22 protein-coding genes, 1 tRNA gene and 3 pseudogenes are annotated in these 23,291 nt (G+C 44.4%); 21 read left to right on the top strand and 5 right to left on the bottom strand.

Translation table 11 applies throughout. The features are described from left to right. Positions 1-250 precede the first annotated feature (250 nt). Together thrS and KTH90_RS15105 are read left to right on the top strand one after the other, a co-directional pair. A complete protein-coding gene (gene thrS, locus KTH90_RS15110) occupies positions 251-2,167 on the top strand; it encodes a threonine--tRNA ligase (protein ID WP_158354064.1) in 1,917 nt (638 codons plus the stop codon). Between the two features lie 158 nt (positions 2,168-2,325). After that, the gene (locus KTH90_RS15105; RefSeq protein WP_158354063.1) at positions 2,326-2,640 is read left to right on the top strand and encodes a DUF1540 domain-containing protein; all 315 of its coding nucleotides are present in this window, start codon (positions 2,326-2,328) and stop codon (positions 2,638-2,640) included. Positions 2,641-2,758: 118 nt separating this feature from the next. Here KTH90_RS15105 and KTH90_RS15100 read toward each other — a convergent pair. Next, positions 2,759-3,355: pseudogene (locus tag KTH90_RS15100) on the bottom strand (FtsX-like permease family protein); the annotation flags it as partial. A gap of 168 nt (positions 3,356-3,523) precedes the next feature. Then, positions 3,524-3,775: pseudogene (locus KTH90_RS25585) on the bottom strand (response regulator transcription factor); the annotation flags it as partial. A gap of 160 nt (positions 3,776-3,935) precedes the next feature. Between KTH90_RS25585 and KTH90_RS15090 the strand changes: the two are divergent. The 4 genes from KTH90_RS15090 (at position 3,936) to rplT (ending at position 6,213) form a co-directional block, all read left to right on the top strand. Then, positions 3,936-4,856, top strand: coding sequence for an Rpn family recombination-promoting nuclease/putative transposase (locus tag KTH90_RS15090; RefSeq protein ID WP_238727009.1), 921 nt, complete (start codon positions 3,936-3,938; stop codon positions 4,854-4,856). Between the two features lie 247 nt (positions 4,857-5,103). After that, the gene (gene infC / locus KTH90_RS15085; RefSeq protein ID WP_158347303.1) at positions 5,104-5,598 is read left to right on the top strand and encodes a translation initiation factor IF-3; all 495 of its coding nucleotides are present in this window, start codon (positions 5,104-5,106) and stop codon (positions 5,596-5,598) included. A 34-nt stretch (positions 5,599-5,632) separates the two neighbouring features. Beyond that, entirely contained in the window at positions 5,633-5,830 is a 198-nt protein-coding gene (rpmI, locus tag KTH90_RS15080; RefSeq protein WP_158347304.1) for a 50S ribosomal protein L35, read from the top strand. 26 nt (positions 5,831-5,856) lie between these two features. Continuing rightward, a complete protein-coding gene (rplT, locus tag KTH90_RS15075) occupies positions 5,857-6,213 on the top strand; it encodes a 50S ribosomal protein L20 (RefSeq protein ID WP_158354061.1) in 357 nt (118 codons plus the stop codon). A 273-nt stretch (positions 6,214-6,486) separates the two neighbouring features. Here rplT and KTH90_RS15070 read toward each other — a convergent pair. Continuing rightward, positions 6,487-6,738, bottom strand: a pseudogene (locus tag KTH90_RS15070) (peptide deformylase); the annotation flags it as partial. 228 nt (positions 6,739-6,966) lie between these two features. Beyond that, complete coding sequence (locus tag KTH90_RS15065) at positions 6,967-7,731, bottom strand: EFR1 family ferrodoxin (RefSeq protein ID WP_158354060.1); 765 nt, start codon at positions 7,729-7,731, stop codon at positions 6,967-6,969. A gap of 365 nt (positions 7,732-8,096) precedes the next feature. On the opposite strand from KTH90_RS15065, the gene KTH90_RS15060 reads away from it, so the two are divergent. The 5 genes from KTH90_RS15060 to KTH90_RS15040 all read left to right on the top strand — a co-directional run bounded on the left by KTH90_RS15060 (position 8,097) and on the right by KTH90_RS15040 (position 10,908). Further along, the gene (locus tag KTH90_RS15060; protein WP_238727008.1) at positions 8,097-8,879 is read left to right on the top strand and encodes a DUF4253 domain-containing protein; all 783 of its coding nucleotides are present in this window, start codon (positions 8,097-8,099) and stop codon (positions 8,877-8,879) included. A gap of 133 nt (positions 8,880-9,012) precedes the next feature. Next, positions 9,013-9,288: a hypothetical protein gene (locus KTH90_RS15055; protein WP_158354058.1), complete on the top strand. Its 276-nt coding sequence runs from the start codon at positions 9,013-9,015 to the stop codon at positions 9,286-9,288. A gap of 154 nt (positions 9,289-9,442) precedes the next feature. Continuing rightward, positions 9,443-9,631, top strand: a complete 189-nt coding sequence (locus KTH90_RS25335; RefSeq protein WP_158354112.1) for a methyltransferase — start codon at positions 9,443-9,445, stop codon at positions 9,629-9,631. 59 nt (positions 9,632-9,690) lie between these two features. Then, a complete protein-coding gene (locus KTH90_RS15045; protein WP_158354057.1) occupies positions 9,691-10,251 on the top strand; it encodes a YdeI/OmpD-associated family protein in 561 nt (186 codons plus the stop codon). A 27-nt stretch (positions 10,252-10,278) separates the two neighbouring features. Next, positions 10,279-10,908: an alpha/beta fold hydrolase gene (locus tag KTH90_RS15040; RefSeq protein ID WP_158354056.1), complete on the top strand. Its 630-nt coding sequence runs from the start codon at positions 10,279-10,281 to the stop codon at positions 10,906-10,908. A 28-nt stretch (positions 10,909-10,936) separates the two neighbouring features. On the opposite strand, the gene KTH90_RS15035 is transcribed toward KTH90_RS15040, so the two are convergent. Continuing rightward, positions 10,937-11,821 carry a MerR family transcriptional regulator gene (locus KTH90_RS15035; protein WP_158354055.1) on the bottom strand — a complete coding sequence of 295 codons (885 nt, stop codon included), beginning with the start codon at positions 11,819-11,821 and terminating at the stop codon, positions 10,937-10,939. A 230-nt stretch (positions 11,822-12,051) separates the two neighbouring features. Between KTH90_RS15035 and KTH90_RS15030 the strand changes: the two genes are divergently transcribed. From KTH90_RS15030 to KTH90_RS14985, 10 genes are all read left to right on the top strand, one after another. Continuing rightward, positions 12,052-12,123, top strand: a tRNA-Asn gene (locus KTH90_RS15030). Between the two features lie 85 nt (positions 12,124-12,208). Beyond that, the gene (locus tag KTH90_RS15025; RefSeq protein ID WP_238727007.1) at positions 12,209-14,440 is read left to right on the top strand and encodes an EAL domain-containing protein; all 2,232 of its coding nucleotides are present in this window, start codon (positions 12,209-12,211) and stop codon (positions 14,438-14,440) included. 291 nt (positions 14,441-14,731) lie between these two features. Further along, positions 14,732-15,547, top strand: a complete 816-nt coding sequence (locus tag KTH90_RS15020) for an ABC transporter ATP-binding protein (RefSeq protein ID WP_158354053.1) — start codon at positions 14,732-14,734, stop codon at positions 15,545-15,547. Then, positions 15,544-16,260, top strand: coding sequence for an ABC transporter permease (locus KTH90_RS15015; protein WP_158354052.1), 717 nt, complete (start codon positions 15,544-15,546; stop codon positions 16,258-16,260). The genes KTH90_RS15020 and KTH90_RS15015 overlap by 4 nt, the downstream gene beginning before the upstream one ends. A 406-nt stretch (positions 16,261-16,666) precedes the next feature. Then, positions 16,667-17,134, top strand: a complete 468-nt coding sequence (locus tag KTH90_RS15010) for a helix-turn-helix domain-containing protein (RefSeq protein WP_158354051.1) — start codon at positions 16,667-16,669, stop codon at positions 17,132-17,134. Beyond that, a complete protein-coding gene (locus KTH90_RS15005; RefSeq protein WP_238727006.1) occupies positions 17,131-17,706 on the top strand; it encodes a hypothetical protein in 576 nt (191 codons plus the stop codon). The genes KTH90_RS15010 and KTH90_RS15005 overlap by 4 nt, the downstream gene beginning before the upstream one ends. A 20-nt stretch (positions 17,707-17,726) precedes the next feature. Beyond that, entirely contained in the window at positions 17,727-18,452 is a 726-nt protein-coding gene (locus KTH90_RS15000) for a LytR/AlgR family response regulator transcription factor (protein ID WP_238727005.1), read from the top strand. Next, positions 18,449-19,744: a GHKL domain-containing protein gene (locus tag KTH90_RS25125; protein WP_238727004.1), complete on the top strand. Its 1,296-nt coding sequence runs from the start codon at positions 18,449-18,451 to the stop codon at positions 19,742-19,744. The genes KTH90_RS15000 and KTH90_RS25125 overlap by 4 nt, the downstream gene beginning before the upstream one ends. Positions 19,745-19,839: 95 nt before the next feature. Continuing rightward, positions 19,840-19,983 carry a hypothetical protein gene (locus KTH90_RS14990; RefSeq protein ID WP_238727003.1) on the top strand — a complete coding sequence of 48 codons (144 nt, stop codon included), beginning with the start codon at positions 19,840-19,842 and terminating at the stop codon, positions 19,981-19,983. 103 nt (positions 19,984-20,086) lie between these two features. Continuing rightward, entirely contained in the window at positions 20,087-23,257 is a 3,171-nt protein-coding gene (locus tag KTH90_RS14985) for a type 2 lanthipeptide synthetase LanM family protein (RefSeq protein ID WP_158354047.1), read from the top strand. Positions 23,258-23,291: the final 34 nt, after the last annotated feature.

The raw sequence follows: 23,291 nt of genomic DNA, 5'->3' as shown, positions 1-23,291 counted from the left end.
GAGAGAGGTGTTAATCAGCTGGAAGCACCTTATGGGAAAGATATCTGAAGACCATCCCGGAGCGGCCTTAATACGGCACGGTGACCCCGTTATCGGTCCAAATGAAGTGGTTTTGCAAGAAACAAGAAGGGTGGAACCGCGGATCATATTAGAAGATGTCCGTCCCTTTCCGTGCTGGTACAGTGTGGGAAGAGGCGGTTTTTTAATGCGTTTAAGCGCATGCAGGAGAGTAAAGAAGGGAGATACTAACATGATCGTAACTTTAAAAGACGGATCAAAAAAAGAATTTGAAAACGCCATGTCTGTCATCGATATTGCCAAAGATATCAGTGAGGGACTGGCCAGAATGGCCTGTGCAGGAGAGGTAAACGGGGAAGTAGTGGATCTGCGCACAGTAATCGATAAGGATTGTAACCTGAACATCCTGACCTTCAGCGATGAGGGCGGACGCGCTGCATTCCATCACACGACTTCCCATATCATGGCCCAGGCGGTGAAGAGACTGTATCCCAGTACTAAGCTGGCGATCGGGCCTTCGATTGCGGACGGGTTTTATTATGACATGGACCGGGAGGAGCCTTTTACAGCGGAAGAGTTAGAGAAGATCGAAGCGGTAATGAAGAAGATCGTGAAAGAGGATCTGAAGATCGAGCAGTTCACTCTTCCCAGGGAAGAAGCGATTCAGTTTATGAAGGATAAGGAAGAACCCTATAAAGTAGAACTGATCGAAGATCTGCCCGAGGGAGAGACCATCAGTTTTTATCAGCAGGGAGAATTCGTGGATCTGTGTGCCGGCCCTCATCTGATGAGCACAAAGCCGGTGAAGGCATTTAAGCTGACCTCCCTGGCAGGCGCTTACTGGCGGGGCAGTGAGAAGAATAAAATGCTGACCAGAATCTATGGTACTTCTTTTACCAAGAGTGCCGATCTGCAGGAATATCTGGACCGGATTGAAGAGGCGAAGAAACGTGACCACAGGAAACTGGGAAAAGAGCTGGGTTTATTTACTATGATGGACGAGGGACCAGGATTCCCGTTTTTCCTGCCCAAGGGCATGGTTTTAAAAAATACTCTGTTGGACTATTGGCGTCAGATACACACGAAGGCAGGTTATGTGGAGATCTCCACGCCGATCATGCTGAGCCGGAAACTCTGGGAGACGTCCGGACACTGGGATCACTATGCAGATAATATGTATACTACGGTGATTGATGAGGAAGACTTCGCGATCAAACCGATGAACTGCCCCGGCGGTATTCTGGTGTACAAATCAGAGCCCCATTCCTACCGCGACCTGCCGATCCGTATGGGGGAAATCGGCCTGGTGCACCGCCATGAAAAATCAGGGGCGCTTCACGGCCTGATGCGTGTCCGCTGCTTTAACCAGGATGATGCGCATATCTTCATGATGCCGGAACAGATCAAGGAGGAGATCAAAGGCGTTGTACAGCTGATTGACGAGGTATACAGCCTGTTTGGGTTTAAATATCATGTGGAACTGTCGACGCAGCCCGAGGACAGCATGGGAAGCGCCGAGGACTGGGCGATGGCTACGGACTCCTTGAAAGCCGCCCTGGAAGAGCTGAATCTTCCGTATGTAATCAATGAAGGGGACGGCGCATTCTACGGCCCGAAGATCGACTTCCATCTGGAAGATTCCCTGGGCAGAACCTGGCAGTGCGGAACGATCCAGCTGGATTTCCAGATGCCGCTGCGGTTTGACCTGGAGTATATCGGTGCGGATGGAGAACGCCACAGGCCGATCATGATTCACCGGGTGGCTTTTGGATCAGTGGAACGTTTTATCGGAATCCTGATCGAACATTTTGCCGGTGCATTCCCTACCTGGCTTGCCCCGGTTCAGGTTAAGGTGCTGCCGATATCAGATAAGTTTATCAATTATGGAACGGATGTCCTCCAGAAATTAAAAGATGCCGGCATCCGTGCGGAACTGGATACCCGGGCTGAGAAAATCGGTTATAAGATCCGAGAGGCTCAGACACAGAAAATACCTTACATGCTGGTAGTTGGAGAAAAAGAGGCCGACAGTAAAACCGTGGCGGTAAGAAGCCGGGCAAATGGAGACGAAGGACCTCAGGGACTGGATGCGTTTATTGAGAACGTTCAGGAAGAAATTCGTACAAAGAAAACGGCAGTACCTAAATAAAATGACGAAAAGCGGCTAATCAGTATTGGCCGCTTTTTTTGATGATAAGCTAAATTTTTCTGAATATTAATTAAAATTTGATTACGATGCAGTCAGGATAAAAACAGAGGAAAAGGCACATAATATTCCTGGAATCTATTCAAAAGGAGGAAATGAAAATGCCGCAATTAGATTGTTCTGTTGATAGCTGTGTCTATAATAAAAGAGAATGCTGCTGTCGTGGTGAGATCTGTGTAGATGGAAGAGAAGCCAAAAGTTCGGAAGATACCTGCTGCCGCAGTTTTGAAGAGAAGCGAGGGGAATCTTTTTTAAGTGCTACGGAACATCCTACCCAGACGATTAATGTAGAGTGTAAGGCAACGGATTGTATCTACAACAAAGATTGCATCTGTGATGCGAGACACATCGGTATCGCCGGATCTAACGCATGTCACTGTGAACAGACAGAATGCGCCAGCTTCTGCTGCCACTAATCCGTAATAGTTAAAAAACTCCATTTAGGAAGAATTTTGTAAAAAACGGTATAGCCCCCCAAAAGGGCTATGCCGTCTTTTCCTTTCTATACCTGCCGGGAGGATGGGGAACATCGCCCTATGGTAATATCGTATCATTCCGCAATGCTTCGCTCAGATTACAGCGCAGCAGGCGTTTTCCGCCGATGTAGTAAGCCAGTGCCACGAAGACAATGATCGCAAGGCAAAATAGCGCAATGGGGATCATCGGGGCTTCGGCCCAGAACTCCATCGGGTTTAGATGGCTTGCTGCCGCCGCGAATTGCACAAAAGCTATGGTTAAGGGCAGTGTGATCAGCAGGGGACGGCCGGCAATGACCAGTGCCTCAACACAGAACATCTTACGGATGCCGGCGGGCGTCATGCCTACGGACATATATTGGGCGAATTCCCGTTTCCTCTGCGTGAGGAAACCCAGCGTATTTGAGAACACGTTGGCAATGCCGATCACAGCCAGCAGAATACAGAACCCGCCTAAGATCAGAAGATAGCCGGATATCATATGGTCATTGGTAATCTTTTCACCGATCCGGTTTTCACTTTCAATTTCGTAATTCCTGCCCAAAGATTTCAATATGCGGTCCTCTAATTCTTCCGCACCGGCCAGGTCGAGTCCTTCTTTTCCCAGAACCCGGATGTAGGTATCTTCTTCGGCCCTTGTAACGGTTTTCCCCTTGTTCTTCAACAGAAGTAAGAGCAGTTCATATTCCATCGGGCTCAGACTGATTTCCTCTCCTTCGCAAAATACCATCATCCGGCTCTGATCCAGAGAAATAGAATCGCAGGAGAGATACTGTTCAGACACATTTCCCGTTCTGCGCAGCAATGCACAGATACGGGAGTACAAAACATCCAGCTCGAAAGGTTTCACCACATAATCATCCGCACCGCTCTGAAAACCGAATATGACGTCCCGGGAATCATCCCGGACCGTGAGAAAGATCAACGGCAGATCATTCCAGTTGGAGCGGATAAAGCGGCAGAGGGCATCCCCCTGGCCGTCCGGCATATTCCAATCCACCAGGACGAGTCCGGGCACGTGTTTTCGCAAAGCCTCCTTTGCCCCGGCTATCGTTGCATACACGGAAACCTGATAGCCTTTCCGTTTTTGCCAATGGAAAACACATCTTGTACTTTCAAAGTAGCTGTGCTAAATTAAATATATCCGGCAGAATTCTCTGCCTGTCGATTCCGGCGTCTCGCCATAATATTCCACCAATCCATGTATCATACCAAGAACAAAGGAGAAAATGTGTATGGAGAAAAAAGTAAAACTGAATCCTGAAGAAAGAACGGACGATTATCCGGCAGGACAGCAGGATGCCCTTCGAGAAATCAGGTTGACCCTGAAAAATGATGTGGTATTCCGCAGCGTTTTCCGCAGAAGCAAAAAGGGGCTGCAAGGCCTTCTGGGCGCTCTGTTGAATATTCCGCCGGAGAGCATTCGTGATATCGAGTTTCTGGACACTCACCTTGATTTGGAATACCCGGAGGATAAGGAAGGTATTCTGGATCTGAGGATAATCTGTCAGAACCGTAGACATATCAATATCGAGATGCAGATGTACCATGTTAACTATTGGGAGGATCGTTCTCTTTTCTATAACAGTAAACTTTTTATAAGCAGTGTACGCAAAGGAGAGGATTACCGGAATGCGAAAATCTGTATTCATATAGGAATATTGGATTTTACTCTGTTTCCGGATCAGAGAGAGTTTTATTCTATACATAAGATAGCGAATATAAAGACCGGAAGGATCTATAGTGACAAGCTGGCATTTCATGTGGTAGAATTAAGTAAAGTGAAGCAGGCTTCTGAAAAAGAGAAGACTACAGACGTATATCGCTGGGCCAGGCTGATTTCCGCGGGAAGCATTCAGGAGATGAAGATGCTGGCCAAAGGAGATGAGTATATGAAGGAAACGGTAGATGTGTTTGAGGATTTCTCGCTGGAAGATGAGGAACGCTACCGGGCATTCCGCAGAGAAATGGCGATTATGGACCGGAAATCAGAAATGAATGATGCATTTAAGGACGGGGTTGAGAAAGGAATGGAGCAGGGAAAGCAAGAGCTGGTTCTAAACATGCTAAAATCCGGTATCTCAATCGAAAAGATTGCATCTATGGCAAATTTATCCGTTGACTTAATCCGTGAGTGGGAGAAAGCGGCAGTGTAAAAGGAATTACGGTGTAGAAAGAATTTGTAAAAAGATTCAGACAAAAACTTGACAGCCTGATAAAATTATGGTAATTTTAATAAAGCTGCGAACAACGAAGAAGAGTATCCACTCTCACCTTAGCACAAAAGCGTGACTATGGTTCATAATGAAAAGCATGATTGAAATATGCTCATTCATATAAGTGGATAGTCTGTCTATCCACTTTTTAATTTTTTTATGGAGGTGCACAACTATTAGCGATTTAATGATTAACGAGCAGATCAGGGACAAAGAAGTTCGTTTGATTGGGGAAGATGGAGAGCAATTAGGTATCATTTCGACGAAAGAGGCCATGAGGCTTGCGCGCGAGGCGGAACTGGATCTGGTAAAGATTGCCCCTACTGCAAAGCCGCCGGTATGTAAGATCATCGATTACGGCAAATTCCGTTATGAGCAGGCCAGAAAAGACAAAGAGGCCAAGAAAAAGCAGAAAGTTATCGATATCAAGGAAGTACGTCTTTCACCGAACATTGATACAAATGATTTAAACACGAAAGTGAACGCAGCGAGAAAGTTTCTCACCAAAGGTGATAGAGTTAAAGTGACACTTCGTTTCCGTGGAAGGGAAATGGCTCACATGTCGAGCTCCAAGCAGATCCTGGATGTATTTGCCGAAAAACTCGCAGATGTGGCAACCGTTGAGAAAGCTCCCAAACTGGAAGGACGGAGCATGACTATGTTTTTAACTGAAAAACGTTAAAAATAGATTATAATTTCTAAGGAGGAACATAGAAATGCCTAAAATGAAAACAAGCAGAGCTGCTGCAAAACGTTTCAAAAAGACCGGAACCGGACAATTAAAGAGAAATAAAGCATACAAGAGCCATATCTTAACTAAGAAATCTCAGAAGAGAAAGAGAAATCTTAGAAAAGCAACCATCACGGATGCAACCAATGTTAAGAATATGAAAAAGATACTGCCCTATTTATAGGATGTAAGTGAAGGAGGAAATAAGACATGGCAAGAGTAAAAGGCGGTATGAACGCTAAAAAAAGACATAATCGTACATTAAAACTTGCGAAAGGTTACAGAGGCGCAAGATCAAAACAATACAGAGTAGCAAAACAGTCTGTTATGAGAGCGCTGACCAGCTCCTACGCAGGCAGAAAAGAAAGAAAACGCCAGTTCCGTCAGCTGTGGATCGCCAGAATCAATGCGGCTGCCAGAATCAACGGATTATCCTACAGCAGATTTATGTATGGCTTAAAGCTGGCCGGTGTGGATATGAACCGGAAAATGCTGGCTGAGATGGCTGTAAATGATGCGGACGGATTTGCACAGTTGGCTGAAGTAGCGAAAGCGAAATTAGCATAAAAATAGACAGGCCCTTGAAACAGTGTTGTTTCAGGGGCTTTTTTTAGTTATGAGCACTTCAGAAGCGATTCTACAAAACTTTAATATGCGGTAAAATAAGAGACTGCAAACTGGACGATACGGCATATGTCATAACGGCTGTCAGAAATCCGATAGAATACGCGGATGAAGATAAATATTTTGAGTCATTTAGAAATGTTATAAACAGTATAAGAGAAAAACTGGATTACCCCAGTATGACCATATCGATTGAAAAAGTTGAATACTATTATTTTATTCAGCCAGGTTCCTGACGGTCTTCTTATCAATCGCCTGCATGGTGGCCAATATACCGTCTAGGTGGTCATATTCATGCTGAATTAATTCTGATAGATCCCCTTTAAAAATCCTGACCTGCTCTTTCCATTCCAAATCCCTATATGTCATCCTGCACTTTTGATATCTTTTTACCTTTACGATTAAATTCGGAAAGGACATACAGTCATCCATGACCTCCATCTGCGCCTCCCCGATTGGTTCCAGTACCGGATTGAGGAAGAGTTACGGATGATCGATATACATATACAGCACATGCTTAGGAACATCGATCTGCGCAGCGGCAATTGCGCGTCCGGCTTCCCGAGCAGATCACAGAGGCAGTATTCGGTGATATACCGGTTATCTGATCTCATATGGTCGCAGAGTGGCGATAGGATACCGGAGTTCATCATTAACGTATCCATTTAAATCCCCCCTTTTCAATATGACTTTACCTTATAAGTAGAGCTCATTTTCCTTTCGCAGCCCCGCGAATGACTGCAAGTGTTCTCCAAGAACCGCCAACACCTGTTCCGGAAGTGACCGGGCGTGGGCCGGACAGATGGAGATACACCGCATGCACTGGATACACTTTTCAGGATCCGTATCACTGGGAGAATTTTTTGAGATCGCCTGTACCGGGCATTTCTGCGCACATAACCCGCATCGGCGGCAGGCGTCTGATACGACAGGAACATTCGGTGAGGACTTCCATGCCTTATACGGTCGGCTGCCCGGTATAACAGAAATTATCTCCCTCTGTCCGGTTTCCCATTTCTCCAGTATCCGGTTGGAAAAATCTGCGAGACAGGCCTGGTCCCAAGCATCGGGCCTGTGTTCGGCCAGCTTATGTATGATAGAATGCTCCGCCAGCAGGGCGGCCGCAGCCAGCGGCTTGAACCCCTGCTCTGACACCACGTCGTTAAGCTCCAGCAATGCGTCCTCGTAAGCGCGGTTTCCATATACTGCGGCAATGATGGCAGGAGTCTGATTTCCTCGAATTTTTTTCAGCTTATCCGTCATGCAGGCTGGAATTCTGCCTCCGTATACCGGGCCGGCGAAGAGGACGAGATCCTCTTTGGTAAAGTTAAGAGGATGGGCTTCAGGCAGTGTTAGATCCACTTCCTGGATGTGCTGCGCAAGTCCTTTTGCCAGAAAAACAGCGGCCTGCCGGGTTCCGCCTGTGGGACTGAAAGCAACGATGGTGATTGTTGTAAGCATGTTATTTTCCACCTTCCTGCCGCCTCAGCGGCTTATTCTTCTATTATCTGAATTTGTCCTAATCCTTTTGTAGTCAATGATTCAGTTCCTGTATACCGGATTCCTAGGCGGAGTGATCTGCTGAAAACTGGAATCCGCACCTTTTTTGACTATTACATTCAGTGTAATACCCTTAATCTGGAATGTCAAATTTCTTAAGTTTCCCTAAACTGAATGACTTATCCTAGATAAAATGGTAAAATAACGGAAGTAGTAAATAGCAGTAATCGTATAGAAATATATAATGGAAATAGAAATTGTGATAAGACGGTAAAACGGAGCCGGCGGATTCCGGCAATGAGTGAAGCCTGGAAGGAGGAATGAGAATGAAACCCTATAAGCCCAGTGAATTAGCTGTTCAGATGATGGATTATCTGGACTGCCCCTGTGAGGTATTCGGGCCAATGGACGATGATGATGCCTTATGGGCTGCTTATCAGAATGCTTATGAACAGGGGAAAACCATGGGATTTGTTCCCGTATTGGTGAAAGTGGATGATACTCTGATGGAATGTCTGCTGATGAATGCGGCGAAAGACGACGATACGGACCAGCTGGAACTTCAGGATATTTGGAATTACCGGCATGGGCTGCTGGAGCAGGAGAAAGAGATAGGTGTCCGGTATCTGGATCAATGGATACAGGAGAGGCGTCAGGAGGCGGAAGAGGACGGGATCGACTGGCAGCAGGAGATCATGGGCGCAAGGGGGCAGGGGGAGGCCTGCGACCGGTTCCTGTCCTACTGGAATTACCAGACGGAGGAGACCGATGAGATGATCCTGGCCAGATTACCGGCTAAACATCCCTGGGAGGTATTTGCATGGCTCCCCATGGGAAACTGGAATGAATGCCCTAACACGCCGGAACTAATGGCGGTGGCCCGCTACTGGTATGAAAATCACGGAGCTGTGCCGGCCTGCGTCAGCCATGATGAACTGGAATTCATCCTGGAGGCTCCGGTCGGGGACTATGAAGCGGCAGGCAGGCTTGCTTTGGAACAATATGCGTTTTGCCCGGACAGGGTCGAGCAGTGTGAGGAAGACGGCAGTGTGGAGAAGCTTGCGGATACCCTGGCCAGATCGACGGTCTGGTATTTTTGGTGGGATTGAGAGGAAAAAGGATGACGCGCGCCCAGGAGCTGTGGCCGGAAGCGGTGGATGGTTATAGTCTGAAGATCAATTTGTAGGAGCGCATCCGTGATACCCACATATATTAATAGAAAGAGTATGATGGGGGATCAGGATGGTAGGTGGATGGGAGTATCATTCAGAACTAACGCCTTATGATCAGTTCATATTTTATAATGCGATTGGAAGTCATGAAAACTATTTTTACCAGCCGATTGCGGTAGCGACTCAGATCGTAAACGGTACGAATTACAAATTTATGTGTATTGCAAAACCCCGGGTACCGGGACTGCCGTCATTTTATGCAATCGTGGAGATCTATAAACCGATTGACGGTACTCCTTACGCGGTCAGTATTTATCCGGCGGAGGAATATCGCTATAAAAAATAGTAGCGCTCGAAAAAACCTCGCTGACTATTTTTCATGCATCGCACGTAAATGCCCAAAATACGGGCATTAAGTGCTCATAGCTATAAAAAATAATAGCGCTCGAAAATACCTCGCTGACGTGAAAGGATACGAGGATGGTCTGTCCCGTAATCCCATGTACGTAGCATATTTCATATTCTTTCTGGGCTGTGTACTGCTGACGCAATCGTTATTGCTGTTAGTTTTTGTGCTTATTTTCCAGATAACAGCACATTGGATGATTCGTGCGGAAGAAAGATGGTGTATCGGGCAGTTTGGAAGTACGTACCTTCAGTATATGAAAAAAGTCCGGCGCTATTTTTAAGCGTCACGACACCGCAACTGGTTACAAAGATAACTTACGGTCTAAGGGAGGCCTGTACGATGAGCGAAATGATGATATTTCCAAATAGAGAAGACTTTAGAAAATGGCTGCATGCGAATGGCCAGTCAAGTCCCGGTGTATGGCTGCTGTTCGGAAAAGCTGGCGGGCCCAAAACGCTCAGGGCCGGCGAGGCGCTTGAAGAAGCCCTCTGCTTTGGATGGATCGATGGACTTATGGAAAGCATCGATGCGAAAGCTTATAAGAAATATTTCTCTTTGCGCAGACCGAACAGCAAGTGGTCGGATAAAAATAAGGCTTTAGTTGAAAAACTGGAAGCACAGGGGTTAATGACCGATTATGGCAGAATGAAAGTAGAGGAAGCCAGGAAAAATGGACAATGGGAATCGAAAAAAGCCCCTGCAATAACAGAGGAGCAGATCGCTTCGGTCACTGCTTTATTGAAGGCCTATGAACCGGCACATACCAATTTTCTCGCCATGTCGATGTCGGTAAAGAAAACCTATACCAGGGCATACCTGGATGCAAAAACAGAGGCAGGCCGTGAAAAACGTCTCACGTGGATGGTGGAGCGGCTCAATAAGAATTTGAAGCCGATGTAGAAGGTGCCATAGGGAGGGTGAAAATTGATGCAGACGATATACATGCACGGGCTGGGGCAGAATGCCTCATCCTGGAAGGACGTGATTACCAGCAGGAAAGAGGAAGCTCAGGCCTCGTGCCCGGATCTGGCAGAACTCATTCAGGGCGGCGGGACTGACTATTCAAATCTTTATTCCGCTTTTTCCGAATATTGTGGGAAATTCCAGGAACCATTCTGTTTGTGCGGGCTTTCTCTTGGCGCTGTTCTGGCGCTTCATTATACGATTGACCATCCGCTGAGAGTAAAGAAGTTAGTCCTGATCGGCGCCCAATATAAGATGCCGCGCCTGTTGTTGAAAATCCAAAGTATGATCTTTCGCTTTATGAAGGAAGCTTCTTTCCAGCAGATGGGATTTGGGAAAGAGGAATTTATCCGCCTGTCGGACTCCATGAGCACGTTGGATTTCAGCGGGGGCCTGAAAAAGATACCTTGTGATACTTTAGTCCTGTGCGGTGAGAGGGATCGGGCCAATAAAAAGGCGGCCAGGGAGCTGGCTGTACATCTCGCCCATGCCAAGCTGCAGATTGTAGAAGGGGCAGGACATGAAGTAAATACGGACGCCCCTTCAAAATTGGCAGCAATACTGGATCATTTCTATCACAATACAGATTCTTGAAGAACCCGGAACGGATGAATTTACAGTCTCATCCGTTTGGATCGTCCAAATGTTCGATCTCCGGGTATTCTGACAGCAGTCTGTCATTGGCGATCTCCAAGTGCCGGTAATATTCGGAATAGGAATGGCTTAACTGTTTTAAGGCGGGAATAAACACGTCGTAATATCCGGTGGTGCTGTAGAATTCCTTCATCAGCTTCATGAGTTTGTTAGCAGGCGAATTTTTGTACTCGTCACTTTTTTTGTACGCCAGATACTGTTCTAAAAATTCCTTGTTATCGGACAGAAATTCATCCGGGTTTTCGATGGATTTTTTTGTGTTTTCCAGCATACCTGTGATTTGTTCTGTGCTTATGTGACTGGTACCTTCCATTAAGTATTCCTGCAGATCTTGAGGCAGTTCCAGAGAAGGCGTACTATCCAAAAAGGTCAGGATCGTATCAAAAGCGTTCTGCTGACTTTCTGTCTCAATGGGCTCATTTAAAAATGGGGCAAAATGCATACAGATAAATCTGCCATAATAGCCCGGGAAGGCATCCAGGAATTTTTCAGTGATTGTCTTACTGTTCTCTAATGTCTGCAGCCTTGCACTGATATCCGAATAGGGTACGCCTCGGCTTAATTCATCGAGAATTTCTTTTTTTCTGGATTCTCTCTGAAGATTCAATTCTTTGCGGACGGAAATGTCTTGTAAAGTACTGTTTGAATGATCCGCCAGCACAGTTTTAATTTCTTCCGTACTTATGCCAAGTTTTCTGAGAACAGAGATTTTATTTAACTGCTCAATATCATTTTCACTGTAATCCCGGTAGCCGTTATTCAGTACAGCTGGCGCAATCAGCCCCTGCAGTGTATAATATTCGATTGCTTTTTTGGTTAATCCTGTGAGTTTGCTTACCTGTTTTATTAACATATGAATCACCTCTATGCAATCATAAGCTAACCCCTAAGGGGATAGTCAAGTGTTTTTTGTAAAATAATCTATAAAAACCTGCAGGTGATTATAGCTGGTATATGTATGGAAGCCAAGTTGAGAGGGTTGCTGTATGGAAAAAAGTACAGGAAAGAATTTCAAAAAATGGAATAAAAATCTTGACATCACGGTACACTGTTATTATAATTAACATTGTTGTTAGATTATAGTCCTCGATAGCTCAATGGTAGAGCATTCGGCTGTTAACCGAAGGGTTGTTGGTTCGAGCCCAACTCGGGGAGTTTAACTATTCCTGTAAACGTTACTGTTTGCAGGTTTTTTTAGCTTAAGCCGTGCTCAAAAGCGAAGAAAGTGAGAGAAAGCTATATGTTAGAATACAATGCCTTATCCCACCAGTTATTGGAAATGAACAGGGCTCTGAAAGAAAAAGAGGAGCTGATTGCAAAGCTGACCACTTTGGACAATCTGACCGGGCTGCCCAATTGGTCAACCACAAATACATATATGGAAAGGTGTCTGACACAGCGGCTGCATCCGATTGGCCTGCTTTGCATCGATTTTGATAATTTTAAAGTTTTTAACCATACATATGGATATCTTCTGGGAGATCTTCTGCTGGCGCAGTTTGGAAAAAAGGCGGTGGAATGCCTGCAGTTGGACTGCGGAATCATGGGCCGGTTGAACGGGGAGGCGTTTTTGGGGGTGATCCCAAATGCCACGCCGGAAAGTATGCAAAAGTTCAGCGATACCTTATTCGCGATAACGGAAGGGTTAACGGTGAACCTCCCTGACACGCCGAAGGTAGAGGCGGGTCTGACCATCAGTATCGGCGGCGTTTTGTGGAACGGGGAAGGAGAGATGACCTCCTACGCGCTGTTAAGACAGGCCGATCTGATGATGCGCCAGGCTAAAAAGGCAGGCCGTAACCAATATGTGTTTCATCAGATTTTCCAGCTCCCGAATACAGGTCAGAATAGTAAACAGGAGGATCTGTTCTTCTATTTGGCGTCACAGATCCGGGGTGCGTTGGAAAATGGCGAATTCGAACCCTTTTATCAGCCTCTTTACAGTGTGCAGGATAATATTCCGGTGTCGGCGGAGGCACTGGTGCGCTGGCGCCATCCCGTGTACGGAATCCTGGAGCCGGGCCAGTTCCTGCCCCTGTTTGAATCAAGCGGGCTAATTGTCAAGCTGGATCTGTATATGTTTGAATGCAGCTGCAGGAACATCAGGCGCTGGCTGGATGCCGGCTTATCCGTCGTTCCGGTATATTGTAACTTCTCGCGCCTTCATTTCCTGAAAGACGGGTTTGCACGGCGGCTGCACGAGATAACTGAGAAATATCATGTATCATCCAGAAACCTGGGGATCGAGATTACGGAAAATATGCTGGTGGAGGACGCGCAGCCCATCATTGATCAGCTGAGGGAACTGCGGGGGCTTGGTTATTCCGTAGCGATGGATGATTTCGGATCAGGCTATTCATCGTTCGGTATGCTTCAGGAGCTGCCGGTCAACGTCATCAAGCTGGACCGGGTCTTTTTTAACCGGGATCTGCAGGATTTTAGAAATACTTCCATCATCTGCGCGATCGTCTCTATTATCAAGGCTCTGGGAATGGCCATCGTCTGTGAGGGGATTGAGAATGAACAGCAGATCGCTTTTCTGAGGGGGATTGGCTGCGATGTGGTCCAGGGCTTCTACTATGCCCGCCCGATGGAACGGTCCCGGTTCGAAGAACTGCTGCAGGGCGGGTGCGGCGGCAGTTCCGTCGTGGAACGGCGGCATACCGATGCCGTCCGTGCCTTTGTGGAGCAGGTCTTCACAGATTACTTTGTACAACAGGATTTCGATCGGTTTTCAGCCTGTGTGGACACAGAGGTGGAGTGGCATGACCTATTCTGTGAGCAGCCGATGCAGGGCCAGGGTGAGATTTTTCCCCATTTCGAGAGTAATATCAGAGGGAAAAAATTCTCCGTGATTTACAGAAGCATCACGCCACATCACGCGGATAACTTTATCCCGGTCAGCGGAGAGGCGATATTGGTAGATGAGGGTACCCAGCCTCCTTTCTGCAGAAACTTCTATTTCTCGTTCAACTGCATACAAAGCGGTAAAAAATTAACTCTTATGAAATCTAATATGCATCTCATCCGGGCGGACAGTTATGTCAATCTGTTCCGCGCGCAGAGAGAAATCAGGATTAACCAGGACAGGCACCTGGATGAGAGAGCGCAGATGGATCCCTATTATTCCATGCTGCCTCTGGGTGTTGTCCGCTATGAACTGACGGCAGATATGGTCATCACCTATATGAATGATGTTATGTTCGACATCATAGGTTACACCCCGGAGCAGTTCTGGGGGGAAATGGGCGGGAACCTGCGCCAGATCGTCCACCCGGACGATTTGAATCTCATTTACCAAAATAGTTTGAAAATGATCGAGGGCGAAAAGGTGGAGCCCTTTGTCTATCGGTTTACCCGCCATGACGGCAGTATTTCCAGAGTATTATACTACCAGTGCACGGTGGTGGCTGCTGATCATCGGCCTTTGATTCAGAGTATGTACATCTGGATGGACAGGCTGCCGCATTAAAAAGTAAGACTTAGACTCGGAAAATCAGCGTTAGAAGGCGCCGCGATCGTATCCAGATCGCGGCGCTCTTTATCGTCCGCCCGGCGGCCAACGTCATAGGCTGCTTTTGTACCTAATGGATGAATAAACTTTAAGTGCTCTATAAATAAATATACAAATAATCCTTGCATGTTACGTAAGGTCATGAATTATATTATATACAAGGTGATGAAAAAGACAAACAACAGAGTAATACCACAGGGAATTATGACAGTAGGAATTGGGCTATGATCCATTTGAAGGGAGAATAAAATGAGTTATGCCATCCAGGTTGACGGACTAAAGAAAAGTTATGGCGAACATATGGTGCTGAATGGTTTAAATTTTCATGTGGAACAAGGTGAAATTTTCGCCTTGCTGGGCGTGAACGGCGCGGGGAAAACCACAGCCCTTGAAATTATTGAGAACTTACGAAAGTATGACGAAGGCAGGATCGCGGTAAACGGCAGGGTGGGAATACAGCTGCAGTCGGCATCACTCCCGGACCATATCAAACCGATGGAGGCCGTGCGGTTATTTGCGAAATGGAACCGGGCGCAGATCGATCCTTCCATGCTGGCCGCTCTGGGGATCAATGAGCTGGCGAAAAAACAGTACACAGAACTGTCTACAGGACAAAAGCGGCGGCTGCATCTGGCCCTGTCCCTGATCAGCGATCCGGATATCGTATTTCTCGACGAGCCGACGGCCGGGCTGGATGTGGAAGGCAGAGTATCACTTCACGACCAGATACGCAAACTGAAGGCCCAGGGAAAGACCATCGTCCTGGCCAGCCACGATATGGCCGAAGTGGAAAATCTGTGTGACCGTATCGCGATTCTCAATGACGGCGCTATCGTTTTTATGGGCACGGTAATGGAATTAACCGCCAGAGTCGGCAGGCACTATAAGCTTCACATTGAGACGGAACAGGGGGAAGCGTGTTTTGAGGCGGATAATATCGGGGATACAATGCTGACGCTGTTGGAAGAATATAAGCGGAAAGGCGTTGAAGTGTTGGATATTAAGATAGACCGCGGCACCCTGGAACAGCATTTTATCGATATAGCAAGGAGGAACGGCGAATGAATGCGTTTTTATACGGAGTGGGATTACAATGGAGACTGGATATACGGAGCAAATCACTGCTGGTTACCTGTTATGTGGTGCCGCTATTGTTCTTCGCGGTAATGGGCGGTATCTTCACCTCTGTAAACCCGGCGGCCAAAGATACGCTGATCCAGTCTATGACCGTGATGGGAGTGTCCATGGGCGCGCTGATCGGCCTGCCTCCTTCCCTTGTGGAGATATACGGAAGTGATATCAAGAAAGCATATAAGGCCAATGGGGTGCCGTTATATCTTGGCCTGGTTTCGATGTATTTGTCTGCGTTTATCCACCTGATGATCATGAGCGCGATCATATATGTGATCGCCCCCATCGCGTTTGACGCGGCACTTCCGGAAAATCTGCCGTTTTATTTCGGTATGCTTGCTGTTTTTATAGCAGTATCCCTGGGAATAGGCAGTGTTCTGGGTCTGGCGATGAAAAGCCAGGCGAAACTTACGATGATATCACAGCTGATATTCCTGCCGTCCATTATGCTGTCGGGGATTATGTTCCCGGTTGAGATGCTCCCCGGGTTTTTTAGGGCTCTTGGGAAAATCGTGCCGGCGACCTGGGGGTATCTGCTGATGTCGGACAACAGCCTTGTGCTTGGAAATCTGTGGCCTTTGGCTGGGATTCTGGCTGTTACGGTTTTTTTGTGCGGGTTATTGTTAAAGAGACTAAAAGTGGATTAAGAGCTCTGCTATTGTTCTGCGATGATTCAATGGAAGCCATCACGGTGATTATATCGCGGTGGCTTTTCTGATAAAAAACCGATCAAAGTGTTAAAAAATAAACAAATTAATGCGAAAGGGTTTTGACAATATTCGACAAAGTATTGTATAGTGTATGAGAAGAAGGAGCATGCGTGATTTTTGCATTTGAAAAGGAAGGGAGAAATAAAATTTTAAATTGGGCAATTCCAAAATTTGAGCTGGCATAATATGCTCAATTTTTTTTGTGATCAGATCAGGTTGATTCTCAAAAAAATGCATTTGAAGGACAAAATGTGTTAAATAAAGGACATAATTACCAAATCTGACATTATTTGACATATGATGAACGGGAAATAAAAATAGGATTTTAAAGGAAGATATACAAATGAATGGGCATACAAAATATGTAGTTTCTCTGACAGAAGAGGAAAGGAATAAACTATCCGTGCTGTGCACAGACCAGAGCCTTTCCAACCGTTTAACGAAAAGAATTTCCATCTTGCTCACGATAGACGAGCAGAATATTACCAGGTTAAATTATTGTCAGATAGCAGAGAATCTTCATGTAGCGAAAACCACAGTAGTTCGTGTTGCAAAAGATTATGCTCAGGGTGGACTGGAGTATGCGATTTCATCCCATTACAATCCAACATCAGCCAGAATGCCCAAAGTAAACAAGGAAATTGAAAAATATACGATCGCGCTGGCCTGTTCCGCACCGCCTTCCGGGCGTAACAGATGGTCTCTGGAATTGTTGAAGGAAGAAGTCAATAAAAAAGAACTAGGGCCGCCGATCAGCAGAGAGACAGTTCGTCTTTTGCTGAAAAAGGCCAATATTAATATAAGAAAATGAAAAAGTTGATATCGTTGAGTGAAATAGATACTTGCAGGGAAAGTGTTGAAGCTGTTAAACTTACTGCAAATGCATTGGAGTATACGGGTATATCTATAAAGCACACATTGTCAGAAAGTATTTATCAGCTAGACCAATGGTATGAGCAGCGAAAAGACGGCACTTATTTAGAGGCAGCGCTAATTCAGATACGCGCCTATATGGAATTGGGATTTGATTATAAGGACAATAAGAAACTTTTTGATTCCATTTTGGATAAACTCGGAACCTGTCGTGAAATGGTTTTTCCAAAAAAATTTTACAATGCGAAGAAAATAAACTTGAATCCTAACAGCGTTCGGAGTATGATCAGAACATGGTCCTGTTCCCCTTATCACACGATGCCGATCAAAGAGGTTGTGGATGATATAATCGAAAAAGTAAAAGTGCATAAAAACGGGATATACACCTATTGCCGGAACAATCGGCCGGGGGTGGGCGATAACAATGATATGTACTTGCTTGTTATTAATGATCGGGAATGTTATTTCCATGATGTCAAAAAGAATAAATTCTATGAGTTCAATATATAAAGGTTATGGGGTCAGAACAAATGATAAATATGGCTATCGTAGATGACGACAGCAGTTTTTTAGAAGAGTTGAAAGAAATATCGGAAAAATATTTTATATCGCACTTTGTAGAGTATAAATTAAGTACATTTTCCAAAGGTTGTAATTTAGTTTATGAGTTACAAGAGGGAAAGAAGTTTCATATCTATCTGCTGGATATCGAATTATCAGATGGAGAAATGAACGGGTTAGAACTGGCGAAGATCATTCAGGCACAGAAAAATGCGAATTCTTATGTGATATTTATCACCAACCATCTGGAATTTGCGCTGAACGGTTATGAACTGGATATTTTCCGTTATATCCTGAAGGAACAAGCAGCGGAAAAACTTCCGCAGGCCCTGGAAGAGATCGGGAAACGGATGAATATTCAAAGCGGTGAATTCTATACCATCGATAAAGCCGGTTTTCGTGAGAAATTGTTTTACAGCGATATTCTGTATATTTATAAAGAGCAGAAAAACGCCGTGTTTGTTACTGAAAATGGAGCAAGTACGATTAGAAATAGTCTGAGCCGTGTCATGACCGAGTTGAATAATGATGGTTTTGTATACATAAACAAAGGTGTTATCATAAATATTTCCCGGATCCAGAAAATCAATGGAGTGGAGATTATATTGGATAATGGAGAACGGTTGTATGCAAGCAGAACTCATATTCAGGATGTGAAGATGCTGGTTTCGAAATTTTGGAGGAAATATATGTGATTGGCTTTTATATATCTAACTTTATTTATTCTTTTGTTAAAATATTGAGTGGTTATTTGATTCTTAATGATTTATTTATTTCAAAATATGATAAAAAGAAATCATTTAAATATATATTATTATTGGCAACGCCTATTTCAATATTTTCAGGTCTTAATATGCAATGGTATTATTATTCAAATTTTGTATTAATAATAGAGTGTATCTATGTAGCATTGACAGCGTCTGTTTTACTAATAGGGAAAAGGCGTGTTATATTTGTAGTAAATATGTTTTATCAAGTAAGCTACGTTATGATTAATTTATTTATAATGTATCTATATTGTGTAATTACAGGTGATAGAGAAGTTTACAAGTTTATAAATGTTGCAAGTAAACAAAGATATTATTTTATCATAATTGACATTTGTATATTGATTATTATATTTTGTTTAATACATAGATTTTTTAAAGGTAATTTCGTAAAACTTGAAAACTATTACATAGTATTAGCCGGTGCATCTGTTGCTATATATTTTATTTCAGCTTACTATCAAGAAATTTATTTAAATAGTATTACTAACATATTATTTTATCAATGGTTATTATGGTTTTTTGCACTTATAATAATAGTTACTGCATTTCTTTGTTACGTTAAATATCGAATACTAAGTGAAAATGCAAACTTAGCAATGATGCGTAATGATTTGTTAGAAACTAGCTATAATGAAATGCATAGTATTTTTCAAGATAATGCTATTTTGTGTCATGATATTAATAAGCATTTTCTTATATTAACTAAATTATTGGAGAAAGGTGATGCAGAAGAGGCTAGCGATTACTTAAGAAATTTACATATATCAGCAACAAAAACAGCAAATTTTATTTGGACTGATAATGAGTTTATTGATATGGTATTAAATAGTAAATTATTAGAAGCACAAAAGTTAGGTATAGTTATTAAAATTAATTCTGATAAATTTAATTTTTCTGATAATAATTACGACTTGTGCTTAATACTTGGTAATTTATTAGATAATGCTATTGAAGCCAGTTCTTTTGCAGAAATCAAGTGGATACATATAAATATCTTAAAAAACAAGAATATAATTAATATAAATATATCAAATAGTTTAAAAAATAAACCAGTAGAGAAAAATGGAAAATTATGTACAACTAAAGGAGATAATAGAGCACATGGAATCGGTTTATTAAGTGTTCGTCAATTAGTCGAAAAAAATGAAGGTATATTCAATTATAAATATGATAAATACCATTTTGAGGCAAACGTAACTTTATTCAATTTATCTTAATACTTTATTTAAAGAGTGATTTCCTAAAATAGTATATTTAGGTTTATTTATAATTATATTATTATAAAAATAATACTGGAAAGGAGGATACATAAATGAATATTACAAAAGATTATCCGGCAGGAAATATTATTGAAGAGTTAAATTCTCAGAATGCAGTTTTTGAGAATACAGTACAAGCTCCTGATTTCACGTTTACTGTTGGATGCAGCACTGTTATGACAATTATTTGCTGCTAATTCACAAAAGTTATTTAAGCCACTGGATGAATAATCTAAGTGGCTTAAATTCTTTCTATAATAAAATAAACTACTAGATCCATAAATCGGGAGGAGTATCTCTATGAATATAGAAAAGAATGCTTCATATCTGACTCAAAGGAAATACCAACTGCCCAGAAAAAACTTGAAAGATAACAGTGAAAAGATCCATTTTTGGAACAAACTTTTAGGCAAAGACGTACTAGAATTCCTTTACCAAAATAATCCATCCGTTATATCATTTTTACAAGATATCCCGTATGATATAAATAATTCCAGCTACAATATCCACCTTACATTGAACCAGTCAACCACAGAAACGGGAACTAAAGATCCCCAACAACCCTTCCCCGCATTCTACACCCCCTGGATCAGCGCCGCAGAATCGATCCTAAAATCCCGCCACACAGGCCAGCAGAGCAACGTCCTCCAAAACAACTTCGCGGAACTACTCCTGCCAAAGCTCCAAGGAATCAGCCTGCGCTGTCTGATTATGGAAATGCACCAGTGCAGGCAAAACAACAGGCTAAAAGGTAACACCACCGCAGAAGAGTATCAATACTACAACGATAAAATCCTGCCCACCAGAGAGTTTACGGATTATCTTTACACAAAATATCCGGTCATGGTAAGAGAAATGCAGGATACTGTTGAATCCGAGGTCTGTTTCTGGACAGAAGTGCTGGATCATTGGCAGCAGGAGAAGGCGATAATCCGGACGCGCATGCAGAAAGGGCCGGAATTTGAAGAGATCGTAAAGATAGAAGGTAATCTGGCGGATACCCACAACAATGGCAGATGTGTCCTTCAGCTGTCTCTGGGAGATGGCAGCAAACTGTTCTATAAACCCCGGAGTACCGAAAATGAACAGATTTATCAGGACCTCCTTAAGTGGTTGTATACCTCGGCAGGATTGGATACCTATGACTATGAAAGAATTGATATGGGCTCCCATAGCTGGGTAGAGCAAGTCCCATACCGTTCTTGTAAAAACAGGGAGGAGCTGCAGCGGTATTATCAACGAATCGGCATACAGCTCTTCCTGTGTTATCTGTTAAATATAAGGGATCTCCACTGTGAAAACATCATCGCGTGCGGTGAGTATCCGGTGTTTATAGATTTGGAGACCGGGGTAGGAATGCGGGCCGGACAGGAGCAGCTTAACACGGCAAAAGAAAAATGCCAGCTGATCCTGCAGGAATCCGTACTGTATCTGGGGATATTACCTATTATGATATGGAACGCTTCCGGAAATGGGATCAATGTGGGCGCTATCGGCGGCAGGGATAATCAGCAGGTACCCATGAAGACACCGCGCATAGCGGAAGCAGGGACATCTGATATGCACGTGGAATACATTTATCCGAAAACTAAGAGCTATAAAAACCAGGCTATGCTCAATGATCAATATATAGATGCCGGACTGTTTCTGGGCGATATCATGAAAGGATTTACCGAAGCTTATGAAATGGCGCTAAGAGGCAAACAAGAGCTAGCGGAACGGATTACCCCCTATTCCATAGGAAAAAGCCGCTATGTGGTAAGGCAGACCCAGCGTTATACGATGCTGTTACAAAGCTCTTATCATCCGGATGTTATGACGGACGGTGGAAACCGGAATATGCTCTTTTATAATCTGTACCAGGAAGCACAGATGCGAAACGGTCGGATGCGTCCGGTGGTGGAGAACGAGGTGAAATCGCTTCTTAAAGGGGATATCCCCTATTTTTACTATCGTAATTCAGAAAGATCACTGTTTTCTTCTGACGGAAGCGAGTTCAGAGATTTCTTCGAACGGACGGCCATGGAAGGACTGCGTCAGAAAATAAATGATCTGGACAATAGCGATCTGATTAGGCAGGTACAATACATAAAATTTGCGATCCTGTCCCTTGACAATCAGGTGTTCCTAAACTCTTACGGCAAAGAGTTGCTGATCTCCAGAAAGACTTCGATCCTGGATGAGACGATGATCCTGCAGGCTGTCGGACAGATCGGCAGAAGATTCGCCGATACCGTGGTTTTCCATAAGGATCACACCCAGGCGGGCTGGATCAGCCTGATGCCGGATCAAAGAGGCAAGAATGGATGGGAACTGCAGCCTGTGGACCGCTATCTGTACAACGGACTGGCTGGCATCAACCTGTTTATTCACGCCGTGCTGACAGTTATCCCGGAAGAAACCGTGTTGGCGGAAGAACGTAATTTTCCGGAAGCATACTCGAAAACCTATTCAGAACTGAAATCCCTGGCAGAAATATTGGACCAGATGTTCTTTACATACACACAGTCTGCAGAACAGAATGTCAAATCCATAGACACGCCTAATACAGGCGCATTTTTCGGAGAAGGCTCTGTTGCCTATATGTATCAGGTCCTGTATCGGATTACAGGGCAGGAGTCCTATTTACAGTATGCAAAACGCCATTGTGATCTGCTGCCGCAGTTCTTCGGGCAGGATAAGAGTTTTGATCTGCTTTCTGGAAATGCAGGGGCGGTTCTGGTATTGGCCAATATGTTCCGGCTGACGAAAGAGGACAAGTACTTGGCGGATGCGGTGAAAGCAGCGGAACTGCTGCTGGCGCAGGCGGTGCCGACGGAGGAGGGAATGGGCTGGTGTTCCGCGAATTTAAAGCAGCCCATCGGTGGTATGGCCCATGGAAACAGCGGTTTCCTCACAGCTTTTGCCCGCCTGTTCCGGTATACAGGACAGGTAAACTATCTGGATGCGGTTGGAAAAATTCTGTGTTATGAAAACAGCCTGTACGACGAAGCGGCAAATAACTGGAAAGATTTAAGGGAAGAAGCAGTTCTAACAGAAGAGTTGGATGCGAAAGTGACGGAATCCGTAGCCTGGTGCCACGGCGCCGCGGGAGTATTGCTCGGCAGAGCCAACGCGGCAGAGTATATTCCGGATGGTGAAATTCAGGATATATTGCAGAAAGACATCGCGCGAGGGGTAGAAAAGCTTAAGCAGACGCCCAGGCGCAGAGGATATTGCCTGTGTCATGGTAATTCCGGGAATATCAGTATTTTGATGGACTATGCCCGGAAGAGCGGGGATCAGGATATCATGATGGGATGCGCTTATTATGTGAATGATCTGGCAGCCGGAATCCATAATGGAAGCCTGGAGCTGATGCTGCAGGAAGACCAGAATGTGGGATTCATGACCGGGCTGGCTGGAATCGGATACTTTATGCTGCGGATGCTTCAGCCGGAGCTGCCTGACATCATGGCGGTGGAGATTTGATTATTAGTAACTATGATAGCACAGACATATGGAA

Origin of the sequence: Diplocloster modestus, from assembly GCF_019042245.1 — a bacterium.
Lineage (GTDB): Bacteria > Bacillota > Clostridia > Lachnospirales > Lachnospiraceae > Diplocloster > Diplocloster modestus.
This window is presented reverse-complemented; position numbering and strand designations above follow the sequence as displayed.

Coding starts and splice junctions, on each gene's coding strand:
- KTH90_RS15060 (WP_238727008.1), top strand. CDS start 8,097: ATGAAACCCTATAAGCCCAGTGAATTAGCTGTTCAGATGATGGATTAT.
- KTH90_RS15090 (WP_238727009.1), top strand. CDS start 3,936: ATGGAGAAAAAAGTAAAACTGAATCCTGAAGAAAGAACGGACGATTAT.
- KTH90_RS25335 (WP_158354112.1), top strand. CDS start 9,443: ATGTACGTAGCATATTTCATATTCTTTCTGGGCTGTGTACTGCTGACG.
- KTH90_RS15055 (WP_158354058.1), top strand. CDS start 9,013: ATGGTAGGTGGATGGGAGTATCATTCAGAACTAACGCCTTATGATCAG.
- KTH90_RS15015 (WP_158354052.1), top strand. CDS start 15,544: ATGAATGCGTTTTTATACGGAGTGGGATTACAATGGAGACTGGATATA.
- KTH90_RS14990 (WP_238727003.1), top strand. CDS start 19,840: ATGAATATTACAAAAGATTATCCGGCAGGAAATATTATTGAAGAGTTA.
- rplT (WP_158354061.1), top strand. CDS start 5,857: ATGGCAAGAGTAAAAGGCGGTATGAACGCTAAAAAAAGACATAATCGT.
- KTH90_RS15040 (WP_158354056.1), top strand. CDS start 10,279: ATGCAGACGATATACATGCACGGGCTGGGGCAGAATGCCTCATCCTGG.
- KTH90_RS15105 (WP_158354063.1), top strand. CDS start 2,326: ATGCCGCAATTAGATTGTTCTGTTGATAGCTGTGTCTATAATAAAAGA.
- KTH90_RS15020 (WP_158354053.1), top strand. CDS start 14,732: ATGAGTTATGCCATCCAGGTTGACGGACTAAAGAAAAGTTATGGCGAA.
- KTH90_RS15025 (WP_238727007.1), top strand. CDS start 12,209: ATGTTAGAATACAATGCCTTATCCCACCAGTTATTGGAAATGAACAGG.
- KTH90_RS15035 (WP_158354055.1), bottom strand. CDS start 11,821: ATGTTAATAAAACAGGTAAGCAAACTCACAGGATTAACCAAAAAAGCA.
- KTH90_RS15065 (WP_158354060.1), bottom strand. CDS start 7,731: ATGCTTACAACAATCACCATCGTTGCTTTCAGTCCCACAGGCGGAACC.
- KTH90_RS15010 (WP_158354051.1), top strand. CDS start 16,667: ATGAATGGGCATACAAAATATGTAGTTTCTCTGACAGAAGAGGAAAGG.
- KTH90_RS14985 (WP_158354047.1), top strand. CDS start 20,087: ATGAATATAGAAAAGAATGCTTCATATCTGACTCAAAGGAAATACCAA.
- KTH90_RS15045 (WP_158354057.1), top strand. CDS start 9,691: ATGAGCGAAATGATGATATTTCCAAATAGAGAAGACTTTAGAAAATGG.
- KTH90_RS15000 (WP_238727005.1), top strand. CDS start 17,727: ATGATAAATATGGCTATCGTAGATGACGACAGCAGTTTTTTAGAAGAG.
- KTH90_RS15005 (WP_238727006.1), top strand. CDS start 17,131: ATGAAAAAGTTGATATCGTTGAGTGAAATAGATACTTGCAGGGAAAGT.
- thrS (WP_158354064.1), top strand. CDS start 251: ATGATCGTAACTTTAAAAGACGGATCAAAAAAAGAATTTGAAAACGCC.
- infC (WP_158347303.1), top strand. CDS start 5,104: ATGATTAACGAGCAGATCAGGGACAAAGAAGTTCGTTTGATTGGGGAA.
- rpmI (WP_158347304.1), top strand. CDS start 5,633: ATGCCTAAAATGAAAACAAGCAGAGCTGCTGCAAAACGTTTCAAAAAG.